At 61.4% G+C, this 13,069-nt stretch carries 11 protein-coding genes; 8 read left to right on the top strand and 3 right to left on the bottom strand.

Annotated elements, in window-relative coordinates:
• Positions 1-79 precede the first annotated feature (79 nt).
• Positions 80-1,417, top strand: coding sequence for a dicarboxylate/amino acid:cation symporter (locus AC1RJW_RS15300; RefSeq protein ID WP_493045655.1), 1,338 nt, complete (start codon positions 80-82; stop codon positions 1,415-1,417).
• 234 nt (positions 1,418-1,651) lie between these two features.
• On the top strand, positions 1,652-2,062 hold the full coding sequence (locus AC1RJW_RS15295; protein WP_493045654.1) for a DoxX family protein: 411 nt from the start codon (positions 1,652-1,654) through the stop codon (positions 2,060-2,062).
• A 50-nt stretch (positions 2,063-2,112) separates the two neighbouring features.
• Here the strand turns inward: AC1RJW_RS15295 and AC1RJW_RS15290 are convergent, their stop codons facing one another.
• Entirely contained in the window at positions 2,113-2,763 is a 651-nt protein-coding gene (locus tag AC1RJW_RS15290; RefSeq protein WP_077403229.1) for a CoA transferase subunit B, read from the bottom strand.
• Positions 2,764-2,783: 20 nt separating this feature from the next.
• Complete coding sequence (locus AC1RJW_RS15285; protein ID WP_493045653.1) at positions 2,784-3,485, bottom strand: CoA transferase subunit A; 702 nt, start codon at positions 3,483-3,485, stop codon at positions 2,784-2,786.
• A 147-nt stretch (positions 3,486-3,632) separates the two neighbouring features.
• Between AC1RJW_RS15285 and AC1RJW_RS15280 the strand changes: the two genes are divergently transcribed.
• Positions 3,633-4,199 (top strand): LuxR C-terminal-related transcriptional regulator, encoded by a 567-nt coding sequence (locus AC1RJW_RS15280; protein WP_086137696.1) that lies wholly within the window; start codon positions 3,633-3,635, stop codon positions 4,197-4,199.
• Here AC1RJW_RS15280 and AC1RJW_RS15275 read toward each other — a convergent pair.
• Positions 4,196-4,972 carry an SDR family oxidoreductase gene (locus AC1RJW_RS15275; protein WP_034752351.1) on the bottom strand — a complete coding sequence of 259 codons (777 nt, stop codon included), beginning with the start codon at positions 4,970-4,972 and terminating at the stop codon, positions 4,196-4,198. The two genes, AC1RJW_RS15280 and AC1RJW_RS15275, sit on opposite strands and share 4 nt — an antisense overlap.
• Positions 4,973-5,223: 251 nt before the next feature.
• Here AC1RJW_RS15275 and AC1RJW_RS15270 point away from each other — a divergent pair, with 251 nt between their 5' ends.
• From AC1RJW_RS15270 to AC1RJW_RS15250, 5 genes are all read left to right on the top strand, one after another.
• A complete protein-coding gene (locus AC1RJW_RS15270) occupies positions 5,224-6,900 on the top strand; it encodes an electron transfer flavoprotein-ubiquinone oxidoreductase (protein ID WP_493045652.1) in 1,677 nt (558 codons plus the stop codon).
• 186 nt (positions 6,901-7,086) lie between these two features.
• On the top strand, positions 7,087-7,815 hold the full coding sequence (locus AC1RJW_RS15265; protein ID WP_493045651.1) for an LbetaH domain-containing protein: 729 nt from the start codon (positions 7,087-7,089) through the stop codon (positions 7,813-7,815).
• A 179-nt stretch (positions 7,816-7,994) separates the two neighbouring features.
• On the top strand, positions 7,995-11,207 hold the full coding sequence (locus AC1RJW_RS15260; protein ID WP_493045650.1) for a tetratricopeptide repeat protein: 3,213 nt from the start codon (positions 7,995-7,997) through the stop codon (positions 11,205-11,207).
• The gene (gene vioA / locus AC1RJW_RS15255; protein ID WP_493045649.1) at positions 11,204-12,352 is read left to right on the top strand and encodes a dTDP-4-amino-4,6-dideoxy-D-glucose aminotransferase VioA; all 1,149 of its coding nucleotides are present in this window, start codon (positions 11,204-11,206) and stop codon (positions 12,350-12,352) included. Before AC1RJW_RS15260 ends, vioA begins: the two co-directional genes overlap by 4 nt.
• Complete coding sequence (locus tag AC1RJW_RS15250) at positions 12,349-13,059, top strand: WbqC family protein (RefSeq protein WP_493045648.1); 711 nt, start codon at positions 12,349-12,351, stop codon at positions 13,057-13,059. Before vioA ends, AC1RJW_RS15250 begins: the two co-directional genes overlap by 4 nt.
• Positions 13,060-13,069 lie beyond the last annotated feature (10 nt).

Genomic DNA, 13,069 nt, shown 5'->3' with positions numbered 1-13,069 from the left:
TCGCCATGGCGCAATACCCGATATAGCGAAAATGCATATCTGCGGTTATCCACAATTGAGCCGGCCCGGCAATGGGCGGATGATCGCAGCATCAACCCGCAAGAGGAGACCACTCGTGAAAAAACCATTCTATAAAATCCTGTATGTGCAGGTGCTGTTCGCCATCGTGGCTGGCGTGCTGCTGGGGGTGTTCTACCCCTCGAACGCCGTCGACATGAAACCGCTGGGTGACGGCTTTATCAAACTGATCAAGATGATCATCGCCCCGGTGATCTTCTGTACCGTGGTCTCCGGCATCGCCGGCATGCAGGACGTCAAGAAAATCGGCAGAGTGGGCGGCAAGGCGCTGCTGTACTTCGAAGTGGTCTCCACCTTCGCGCTGGCCATCGGCTTGCTGGTTGCTAACATCCTGAAACCGGGCGCCGGCTTCAACGCCGATCCGGCCCACCTCGATGCCAAGTCGATCGCGCAATACACGCACGCCGAAGGCATGAGCACCGTCGACTTCCTGATGAATATCATCCCGAAGACCTTCGTCGATGCCTTCGCCAAGGGCGACATCCTGCAAGTGCTGCTGATCGCCATCCTGTTCGGCTTTTCGCTGTCCCTGCTGGGCGAGCGCGGCCGTCCCGTCACCAAGCTGATCGACGAGCTGTCGCATGCCATCTTCGGCATGGTCAACATCATCATGAAAGTCGCACCGATCGGCGCCTTCGGCGCGATGGCCTTTACCATCGGTAAATACGGCCTGGCCTCGCTGATCCCGCTGGCCAAGCTGATGGGTTCGTTCTACCTGACCTGCTTCCTGTTCGTCTTCGTCGTGCTGGGCTTGATCGCCAAGTACACGGGCTTCTCCATCGGCCGCTTCTTGCTGTACATCAAGGAAGAACTGCTGATCGTGCTGGGCACGAGCTCGTCGGAATCGGCCTTGCCGGCGCTGATGAAGAAACTCGAGCGCCTGGGCTGCTCGAAGCCAGTCGTCGGCCTGGTCGTGCCGACCGGCTACTCGTTCAACCTGGACGGCACCAACATCTACATGACCATGGCCGCCCTGTTTGTTGCACAGGCAACCAACACGGACCTGACGATCTGGCAAGAGCTCACCATCCTGGGCGTGGCGATGCTGACCTCGAAAGGCGCATCCGGCATCACGGGCGCCGGCTTCATCACCCTGGCCGCCACCCTGGCCGTGGTGCCGACGATTCCCGTGGCCGGCATGGCGCTGATCCTGGGCATCGACCGTTTCATGAGCGAATGCCGCGCGCTGACCAACTTCGTCGGTAACGGCGTGGCCACCATCGTTGTCTCGAAATGGGAAAAAGAACTGGACATGGACAAGCTGAAAAGCGAGCTGGCCCATCCCACCCACCCGACCGACGACGCCTACGTTGCGCCGACCGTGAATATCGTCAAGTAAGCGGTACTCAACATTGAAAAGCCCCGCGGAGCGATCCGCGGGGCTTTTTTCATTGCGCGCGGATTTTAGCGCATCATCAACCCACAGTAAATCATCCATCAATATTTATCATGATGATCAATGAATGAAAAACCATTACAGTACTGCTTACTGTTCGCCGCCAGGCTCCCGCATAATGACATTGCGTTAATGCAAGCCTGACACCGAACCATCCACTTTTTGAATGGAGTACTCATGTCCCTCTCGCCCGCCCTCTACGCCACTTGGTCCCCACGCTTGCTGGGCCTGCTGCGCATCATCCTCGGCTTCCTCTTCCTGCAGCACGGCACGGCCAAGCTGTTCGGCGCGCCGCACGTGGCCATGTTCGACGGCTTGCAGCTGTTTTCCCTGATGGGCGCGGCCGGCGTCATCGAACTGGTGGGCGGCACCCTGCTGCTGCTCGGCCTGTTCACGCGCCCCGTCGCCTTCATCCTGTCGGGCCAGATGGCGGCCGCCTACTTCATCGCGCATGCGCCGGCCGCCTTCCTGCCCATCCTGAACGGCGGCGAAATGGCCGTGATGTACTGCTTCACCTTCCTGTACTTCGCGGCAGCGGGAGGCGGCGCCTACAGCCTGGACGGGCTGCGCGGCAAGGCCGGCGCATAAAAAAAGGGCGGACATCGCTGTCCGCCCTTCTATTTCAGACTACAAACCGTTTATACGGCGGAAACGTCCAGCTCAGCGCCCGTGGCCGCCTGCACCTGCTCCTTGGTCACGCCCGGCGCCAGTTCCACCAGTTTCAAACCGTTTTCCGTCACGTCGATGACGCCCAGGTCGCTGATGATGACGTCGACCACGCCCACGCCCGTCAGCGGCAGGTCGCATTGTTTCAGCAGCTTGTGCGACGTCGTGCCATCCTTGGCCGTGGCCACGTGTTCCATCAGCACGACGACGCGCTTGACGCCGGCGACGAGGTCCATCGCGCCGCCCATGCCCTTGACCATCTTGCCTGGAATCATCCAGTTCGCCAGGTCGCCCTTTTCCGACACCTGCATGGCGCCCAGGATGGCCAGGTTGATCTTGCCGCCACGAATCATGCCGAACGAATCCGCCGAGCTGAAGTAGGCAGCGCCCGGCAAGGCCGTCACCGTCTGCTTGCCAGCGTTGATCAGGTCGGCATCAACTTCGTCGTCGGTGGGGAACGGGCCGATGCCCAGCAAGCCGTTTTCCGACTGCAGGAAGACTTCGATATTCTCCGGCACATAGTTGGCCACCAGGGTCGGCAAGCCGATGCCCAGGTTCACATAAAAGCCATCCTGCAATTCTTTCGCCGCGCGCGCGGCCATTTCGTCACGTGTCCAAGCCATAATAATCTCCGTATTCTTTTTTATGCGTCAGTGCGCACGGTGCGCTGCTCGATGCGTTTTTCCGGGTTCGCGTTGACCACGATGCGGTGCACGAAGATGCTCGGCGTGTGGACCTGGTCCGGATCGATCTCGCCCACTTCGACCAGTTTTTCCACCTCGACGATGGTGATCTTGCCGGCCATGGCCACGTTCGGGTTGAAATTGCGCGCCGTTTTGCGATAAACCAAATTGCCCGCGCGGTCGGCCATGTAGGCTTTGACCAGGGCCACGTCGGCCACCAGGCTGCGTTCCATCACGTATTGTTCGCCGTCGAATTCGCGCAGTTCCTTGCCGTCGGCAACGATGGTGCCCACGCCCGTCTTGGTGAAGAAGGCGGGAATGCCGGCACCGCCGGCGCGCAGTTTCTCGGCCAGGGTGCCTTGCGGCGTGAATTCCAGTTCCAGTTCGCCGGCCAGGTACTGGCGCGCGAATTCCTTGTTTTCGCCCACATAGGAGGCGATCATTTTCTTGATCTGGCGCGTGGTCAGCAACTGGCCCAGGCCGAAGCCGTCCACGCCGGCGTTGTTGGAAATGGCGGTCAACCCCGTCACGCCCGAATCGCGCAAGGCGCCGATCAGGGCTTCGGGAATGCCGCACAGGCCAAAGCCGCCAACGGCGATGGTCTGGCCATCTTGGACGATACCGGCCAGCGCCGAGGCGGCGTCAGGATAAACTTTATTCATGGGTGTCCCTCTATCTTTTGTTAAGCTTTGGTCTTGAGTCCATGACTCAGGCAGCGACTCAGCATAAAATACGCGAGTGGAAAGTACAATACCGTAGAACTACCGGCGCCGTGCCAGCAATCCCCCTGTGAGAGTGATACGTATCAGATGAACGCCGCGTCAGCCATCGATTATGAAAGCATCTTCCTGCACGCGCCCGTGGGCATGTGCATGTCGGAAAACCGCATCATGCGCAGCTGTAACGAAGCGCTGGCAGCCATGTTCGGCTATGCGCGCGCCCAGCTCGACGACCAGTCCTTCGAAGTACTCTACCCCACGCACGACGAATTCCTGCGCACGGGTGACCGCATCATCCCCATCATGAACGCCAGGGGCCGCTATTCGGACGAGCGCATCATGCGCCGCAGCAATGGGGAATTGTTCTGGTGCCACGTCACGGGCCACGCCATGCTGCCGAACAAACCGCTGGGAGCGGGCATCTGGACGTTCGAGGATGTCAGCGAGAAACGTCCCGTGACGGCGGAGCTGACCCCGCGCGAGCGCGAAATCGCCGCCCTGCTGGTGGAAGGCAAGACCAGCAAGGTCATCGCCCGCCAGATCGACCTCAGCCCCCGCACGGTGGAAATGCACCGTGCCAAGCTGATGCGCAAGTTCGCCGCCTCGACGTCGTCGGAGCTGGTGCACAAGCTGGTGGGGCTGCAGCTGCAGCGTTAGAAGGTACTCATTCCACCGTCTGCGGAAATAATCGCGCCATTGATGAAGTGCGAATCCTCGCCCGCCAGCAGCAGCAACAGGCCATCGAGGTCTTCCGGCTTGCCCGGGCGCTTGTTCGGCAGCATTTCGATCAGTTTCTTGCCCTGCTCGGTGGCGAAGTAATCTTCGTTGATTTCCGTGGAAATGTAGCCGGGGCAGATGGCGTTGGTGTTGATGCCATATTTACCCCATTCCACGGCCATGGCGCGCGTCATGTGCACCATGCCCGCCTTGCTCATGCAGTACACGCCGATCTGCGGCAGCACCTGCAAGCCCGCCATCGAGGCGATATTGATGATGCGGTGCTGTTTCTTCGGGTCGCCCTTGGCGCGCGCGATCATGCGCTTGGCCGTCTGCTGGGCCACGAAGAACGATCCGCGCAGGTTGGTGTCCATCACGAACGAGTAATCTTCGGGCGTGACGTCGACCAGGCGTTGCGTGGTGGAGACACCTGAGTTGTTGACGAGGATATCGATGGGGCCCGCTTCCGTTTCCGCGTGGGCGATGGCCGACTTGATGCTGGCAAAGTCGGTCACGTCGAGCGACACCACGTGCGCGGCGCCGCCGTCCGCTTCGATCTCGGCGCGCAATTCCTTCAGGCGTTCGGTGCGGCGCGAGGCCAGCACGACCTGCGCGCCGGCCTGGGCCAGCACTTTCGCAAAGCGCGCGCCGAGGCCGCTCGATGCGCCGGTAATCAGGGCAATCTTGCCCTCGAAATTGACTTCTATGCCCACGAGCTGCTCCTGTTTTATTTTAGATAACACTTTACGCCGTGCCGCCGGCACCGGGGCAAAATACCCTGCGCCGTACTTGAGCAAAGGTAAACGCCATCATTACACAAAATGGCCGGATTTAGATTGCGGCGAGGGGCAATGTCACGCAAAATGGCGCCAAAGTTGCAATCCTCGCCAAAAACAAGCACACTCGTGCTTAAATTTCTTCGAAGATTCCTCACCCACCCATTTAGTGACTAACAATCGAGACCATGACACAGCCTAATAACTTAGTTGAACAGTACGGACCGCGCGAAACCATGGAGTATGACGTGGTGATCGTCGGCGGCGGCCCCGCAGGCCTGGCGGCGGCGATCCGCCTGAAGCAGCTGGCCGCGGAAAAGAGCCAGGAAGTGTCCGTCTGCGTGCTGGAAAAAGGCGGCGAGCTGGGCGCGCATATCCTGTCGGGCGCCATCATGGACCCGAAAGCGTTGACGGAACTGATTCCGAACTGGAAAGAACTGGGCGCGCCCCTGAACACGGCAGTGACGGAAGACCGCATCCTGTTCCTGACAGAAACGAAAGCCTATAAAACGCCAGGCTTCGCCGTGCCGGCCTGCTTTGAAAACCATGGCAACTACATCGTCTCGCTGGGCAATGTGGTGCGCTGGATGGGCCAGCAGGCGGAAAACCTGGGCGTGGAAATCTTCCCCGGCTTCCCTGCCGCGGAAATCCTCTACAACGACGACGGCTCCGTGAAGGGCGTGGCGACCGGCAACATGGGCGTCAAGCGCGACGGCGAGCCGGGTCCCGACTTCCAGCTGGGCATGGAATTGCACGCCAAATACACCCTGTTCGCCGAAGGCGCGCGCGGCCACCTGGGCAAGCAATTGATGGCCAAGTATGACTTGAACGCCGGCAAGGATCCGCAATCGTACGGCATCGGCATCAAGGAACTGTGGGAAATCGACCCGGCGCAGCACAAGCCGGGCCTGGTGATCCACTCGAGCGGCTGGCCGCTGGACACGAAAACCTATGGCGGCTCCTTCCTGTACCACCTGGAAAACAACCAGGTCATGGTCGGCTACGTGGTGGGCCTGAACTATGAAAACCCGTACCTGTCGCCGTACGAGGAGTTCCAGCGCTATAAGACGCATCCGGAAATCCGCAAGTTCTTCGAAGGCGGCAAGCGCATCTCGTACGGCGCGCGGGCGATTGCGGCCGGCGGCCTGCAATCGCTGCCGAAACTGGTGTTTGCCGGCGGCGCGCTGATCGGCTGCGATGCGGGCTTTTTGAACATGAGCCGCATCAAGGGCAGCCACGCGGCCATCAAGAGCGGCATGCTGGCGGCGGACGCGGCCTTCGGCGCGCTGGGCGAACAGCGCCAGCACGACGAACTGACGAGCTACCCTGTTGCATTCGAGAAATCCTGGCTGCATGAAGAACTGCACGTGGCGCGCAACGTCAAGCCATGGCTGTCGAAGGGTTTGTACCTGGGCAGCCTGATGACGGGCATCGACCAGCTGATCTTCCGCGGCAAGGCGCCATGGACCCTGCACCACTCGCATGGCGACCACGAATGCCTGAAACCGGCCGCCCAGTCGAAAAAGATCGTGTATCCGAAACCCGATGGCAAGCTGACCTTCGACAAGATGTCGTCCGTCTTCATCTCGAACACGAACCACGCGGAAGACCAGCCCATCCACCTGACCTTGAAGAACGCCAGCGTGCCCGTCGACGTCAACCTGGCCACGTATGCGGGTCCAGAAGCCCGTTACTGTCCCGCCGGCGTGTACGAATTCGTGAAGACCGACGACGGCGCCGAGCGCCTGCAGATCAATGCGCAAAACTGCGTGCACTGCAAGACCTGCGACATCAAGGACCCGACGCAGAACATCGTGTGGGTAACACCGGAAGGCGGCGGCGGCCCGAACTATCCGAATATGTAAGTTTCCCGCACGCCCCGGCTTCTTCGCCGGGGCGTTTTTCATACGGCCGCGATAAATTTCCTATTGGAAATTTTCCCATCACTTCCCGCACCAGTTACAATTCCCGCCACGGCAGCGGCCGACCTGGCCGGACAGCCGCGCGTCGCATCCCCCTCCCGCAACTTTACCGTCACAAAGAGCAATGTAGTGCAAATCACAACAGAAGCCAATTACACAGGCACCCTGCAAGATCATGCCCTGTCCGCCCACTTCACCGTGCTCGGCTATGCCGATGGCGCCAGCAGCACCTTGCCGCCGCAGTTTTTCCGCGACTGGCTCGACCAGGAGCCGGGTTTTGGCCACTTCTTCATCGGCCGCTGCTCCGGTTTCGGCGTCGGTTCGCAAGTGAAATACGACAGCAACAAGCAAAGCCTGTGCGTGGGGCGCTTTGTCGCCGGCGGCGCGCGCCTGCGCTTCGTGCTGAATGGCCAGCATGAAATGCGCACGATATCGACCTATATGCTCGGCGTGCTGGGTGGCGGCCTGAAATCGGTCGAGCCACTGCAGTACGGCAGCACCGTTATCAAGAACGATGTCTGGATCGGCGATGAAGTCATGGTGTTGGGCGGCAGCGTGATTGAAAACGGCTGCGTCATCGGCGCGCGGGCGCTGCTGCCGCCCAATTTCCGCACCGCCCCCTACGGGATATACGCGGGCTCGCCGGCGCGCCTGCTACGCTACCGCTTTTCCGAAAAGGTGCGCGCCGGGCTGGTGGAACTGGCCTGGTGGGAAATGCCGCTGGCCTGGATACGCGACAACAATGCCATGTTCCTGGAAGACCTTTCCACGGATGAGGCAAAAGCGCTGCTGGTAATCGACATCCTGAAGACCAGCCGCAAACAATGGGAACAGGAGCACGGCCCCATCGCCGTGTGAAACAGGCGCCGCCGGAGGGGGCCGCGCTGCCATTCGCATAATATTTTCCGGTGCGCTGTGGCTTTGCGGGCACGCCGCTGCCAGCGGCGCATCGCCGCGCCAAAAAATTCCCATGGGAAAGTTTCTATTCCCTTCCCCAACAGTTACAATTCCAGCTGACCTCACTTTTGCCACTTGCCATGACCGCTAGCACCACCACTGAGATGCCTCTCGACAACGACTTGCAAGCAGCGCTTGCAGCGCACCAGGCGGGGCTGCTGGAGCAGGCGGAGGAACTGTACCTGGCTATTTTGCAGGTCCAGCCTTATCACGCCATCGCCAATCACAACATGGGCTTGCTGGCGGGACAGGTTGGCCAATTCAAGGCCGGCCTGCCATACCTGCACAAGGCGCTGTCGGTGAATCCGGACGAAGGCCAGTTCTGGCTCTCCTACGCGGACGGCTTGCTGAAAGCGGGCGAGCGTGAGCAGGCGCTGGAAATCGTCAGCGAAGCGATGGCCCGCGGGCTGGACAACGAACAGTCGCAAACGCTGCGCAAGCGCGTGGAAACGGCGATTGCCGCCGCGCCAGATGCACAGGAAATCCAGGCCGTCATCGACCTGTACCAGGCCGGCCGCCATGCCGAACTGGAAGCGGCCAGCCGCGATCTGACGCAGCGCTACCCGCTGTCCGACTTTGCCTGGAGCGTGCTGGGCACCGCGCTGCAACAGCAGGGCAAGGATGCACTGCAGGCATGGCAACACACGGTGGAGCTGGCGCCGCATGACGCCGAGGCGCATGGCAATCTGGGCACCGCCCTCCAGGCGTGCGGCATGCACGAGGAGGCCATCGCCAGTTACACGCGCGCGCTGCAGCTGAATCCGGACTTTGTCGAAGCACATGGCAACCTGGCCGTGACCTTGCAGTCGCTGGGCCAGCTAGAGCAGGCCGAACAGGCCTACCGGCAGGCGCTGGCGCTACGCCCCGATTATGCCAAGGCCCACTTCAATCTCGGCAATACGTTAAAGGCCATGCAGCGCAATGAAGACGCCATCGCCAGCTACAAGGCGGCGCTGGCGCTGCTGCCCGGCGACGCGGAAGTCTACCTCAATCTCGGCAACGCCCAGCAAGACCTGAAACAATGGCAGGCCGCCATCTTCAGTTACCGCGCCGTGCTGCAGCTGGCGCCGCATACCACCGCCGTGCATGCCAACCTGGCCAGCGCGCTGCATGAAGCGGGCGACTTCAAGGGCGCAGCGGCCAGCTACCGGCGCGCCATCGAGGCGACGCCGGGCGAAGCCATGCTGTACAACAACCTGGCCCGCGCGCTGCAATCCCAGGGCCACGTCAGCGATGCCATCGCCGCCTATGAACAGGCACTGGCCATCGATGGCAACTTCGTGCAGGCGCTGAGCAGCTTGGGATTGCTGCAATGCCAGGAAAAAAATTATGCGCCGGCCATCGCCCTGTGCCAGCGCGCGCAACTTCTGCAACCCGGTGATGCCCAGGTCTGCGCCCAATTGGCCATCGTCTACGGCGCCGCCGAAGAACAGGACAATGCGCTGCTGTACTTCCAGCGCGCGATCGACCTGGCGCCGGACAGCGCCCTGCCCTACAACCAACTGGGCGACTATTACAACACCATCCGCCGCTATGTCCAGGCCGTCGAAGCGTATACCGGTGCGACCGAGCGCGAACCGGACAACGACGAAGTGCACAACAATCTCGGCGTGGCGCTGCAGGAGCTGAAGCGCTACGACGATGCCCAGGCCGCCTATCTGCGCGCGCTGGAACTCAACTCGAAGAATGTCTCGGCCCTGTGCAACCTGGGCACCGTGTTCCAGGCACAAAAAAACTATGAGCAGGCGCGCACACACTACCAGGCTGCGGTAGTGCTCGATCCCGCGTACGAGCGCGCGCACTTCGCGCTCGGCAACTGCCACGTGCTGACCAATGCGCCGACAGCGGCGCTGGAATGCTACCGTGCGGCGCTGGCCCTGAATCCCGACTATCGCGACGCCTATGTCAACATCAGCGCCACCCTGAGCAACGTCGGCCGCATCGACGAAGCCATCGAAACCTGCCGCGCCGGTCTGAAGGTGTGCCCATTGTGGGAGACCCTGTTCAGCAACTACCTGTTCCTGCTGTCGCACAGCGCCAACGTCGATGCGGCTACCCTGTTTGCCGAGCATCTGCGCTTTAGCGACACGTTCGAGACGCATGTGGCGAAAAATGCCAAGGAACACGGCAATGCGCGCGACCCGCTGCGCACCCTGAAAGTGGGCCTGGTATCGGGTGACCTGCACAACCATCCGGTGCCGCATTTCATCATCCCGGTGCTGGAGAATATCCGCGGCGAAGCGGGACTGTCGCTGCATGCCTACCACAACAATGCGCAGGACGACCACGTCACACAGCGCTTGCGCGAAGTCATCCCCCACTGGCGCCAGGTCGAGCAGATGACCGACCTCGAACTGGCGCAGCAGATCCGCGACGACGGCATCGACATCCTGATCGACCTGTCGGGCCACACAGGCAAGAACCGCCTGCTGGTCTTCGCCAGCAAGCCGGCCCCCATCCAGGCCAGCTGGATCGGCTATCCGCTGACGACGGGCCTGCGCGCCATGGATTATTACCTGACCGATCCATATTTCGCGCCGGACGGCATCCTCGACAGTCAATTCACAGAAAAGCTGGTCCTGCTGCCGGCCTGCTCGCCGTTCCTGCCATCGGAATATGCACCCGGCATCCACCCTGCTCCCGCGCTGACGAACGGCTACCTTACCTTCGGCAGCTTCAACCGCCTCAACAAGATCAACCGCCAGGTCATCGCGCGCTGGTCCATGCTGCTGCGCGCCATTCCGGACGCCCGCATGCTGATCGCGGCCATGCCCACCTCCGCGCCGCATCCGCTGCTCATGGGCTGGTTCGAGGAAGAAGGCATCGCGCCGGAGCGCCTGACCTTCGAGGGCCGCACGGGCATGACGCAATTCATGGCCATGCACCATCGCGTCGATATCTGCCTCGACACCTTCCCGTACGGCGGCGGCACGACGACCTTCCACGCGCTGTGGATGGGCGTGCCCACCCTGACGACGGCCGGCGCCACCATGCCCAGCCGCGCCGGCACATCGATCCTGCTGCAGGTAGGACTGGAAGAATTCATCGCCGAGGATGACGACGACTATGTGCGCAAGGCACAGGCCATGGCGGCCAACCCGATGCTGCTGGGCGCCTACCGCTACAGCATGCGCCACCGCCTGGAACAATCGGCCATGGGCAACCCAAAGCTGATCACAGAAGGCCTGGAAAACAGCCTGCGCATCATGTGGCAGCGCTGGTGCGAAGGCTTGCCGCCCGTCTCGTTCGAGGCCCCCGTGGCCGTCCCCAACCCGCCGATCGGACTCGTATGAGCACGCAAAACAAGAAACCCGTGTATGTCACGCAGCCGCTGCTGCCTGACCTGCAGGACTTCCTGCCCTATCTGGAAAGCATCTGGGAAAACAAGATCCTGACGAATGGCGGCCCGTTCCACCAGCAACTCGAACAGGCATTGTGCGATTACCTGGGCGTGAAATACATCAGCCTGTTCGCCAATGGCACCCTGGCGCTGATGACGGCGCTGCAGGCGCTGCGCATCAACGGCGAAGTCATCACCACGCCGTATTCGTTTGTCGCCACCGCCCACTCCCTGCTGTGGAACAGCATCAAGCCCGTGTTCGTCGATATCGATCCGGACAGCCTGAACCTCGACCCGGCCAAGATCGAGGCCGCCATCACGCCGCAAACCACCGCCATCATGCCGGTGCACTGCTACGGCCGGCCGTGCGACGTCGCAGCCATCGAAAAGATTGCCGACAACTACAACCTCAAGGTGATCTATGACGCGGCACACGCGTTCGGCGTGCGCCACCAGGGTGGTAGCGTGCTCAACCATGGCGACCTGTCCGTCCTCAGCTTTCATGCCACGAAGGTCTTCAACACCTTCGAAGGCGGTGCGATCATCTCGCCGGACGCCAAGACCAAGCAGCGCATCGACCACCTGAAAAACTTCGGCTTCGTCGACGAAGTCACGGTGGTGGCGCCTGGCATCAACGGCAAGATGAGCGAAATCAACGCCGCCTTCGGCCTGCTGCAGCTGAAAAATATCGATGCGGCACTGGCGCAGCGCAAGGAAATCGATGCGCGCTACCGACGCAACCTGGCGCCCGTGCGTGGCATCGACTGCCTGCAGCCGGCACTGGACGCCACCACCAATCACGCCTACTTCCCCATCCTCGTGCGGCCGGAATTTCCGCTGGGCCGCGACGCGCTGTTTGCCATACTGCGCGAAAACAATATCTATGCACGGCGCTATTTCTACCCGCTCATCAGTGACTTCCCCATGTACCGCGGCATGCCATCGGCGGCGCCCGCCAACCTGCCCGTGGCCCGCAAAGCGGCGGAACAGGTGATTTGCCTGCCCCTATATCCGACCCTGGAAACGGCGCAGATCGACGCCATCAGCGACTTGATCGCCATGCACGGGGCGCCGGCGGCGCTGCTGAAAACAGCATGAGAGTGGCCATCATGCAGCCGTATTTCCTGCCCTACATTGGCTATTACCAGCTGATCGCGGCGGCCGATCTGTTCATCGTGTACGACAACATCAAGTACACGAAGAAAGGCTGGATCAACCGCAACCGCATGCTGCTCAACGGGCAGGACGCGACCTTCAGCGTGCCGCTGAAAAACGGCTCGGACCAGCTGCACATCGGCGAGCGCGAGATCTCGCCCCAGTTTGACGGCGAAAAACTGCTGAACCAGCTGAAGGCGGCGTATGCGCGCGCGCCGCACTTCCAAGACATCTTCCCGCTGCTCGAAACGGTGGTGCGCCACCCTGCCGCCAACCTGTTCGACTTCCTGCTGCACAGCCTGGAAGCGAGCTGCCGCCAGCTGGGCATCAACACGCCGCTGGTGCGCGCGTCCGGCATTGCCATCGACCATGCGCTCAAGAGCCAGGACAAGGTGCTGGCCCTGTGCCAGGCGGTGGGCGCGCAGCGCTACATCAATGCATCCGGCGGCCAGGAACTGTACCAGGCGGTAGCCTTCCAGGAGCGCGGCATCGCTCTGGAATTCATCCAGCCGCGCTTGGCGAGCTATACGCAGTTCGGCGGCGAATTCGTGCCGTGGCTGTCTATCGTCGATGTCATGATGTTCAATGCCCCGCAAACATTGCAACTTGCCATCCAGAATCAGTATGATGTCATTCGTCCGCCTGCCTGACAGCGGCAGC

This window comes from Janthinobacterium sp. GW822-FHT07A03 (genome assembly GCF_058798815.1).
This window is presented reverse-complemented; position numbering and strand designations above follow the sequence as displayed.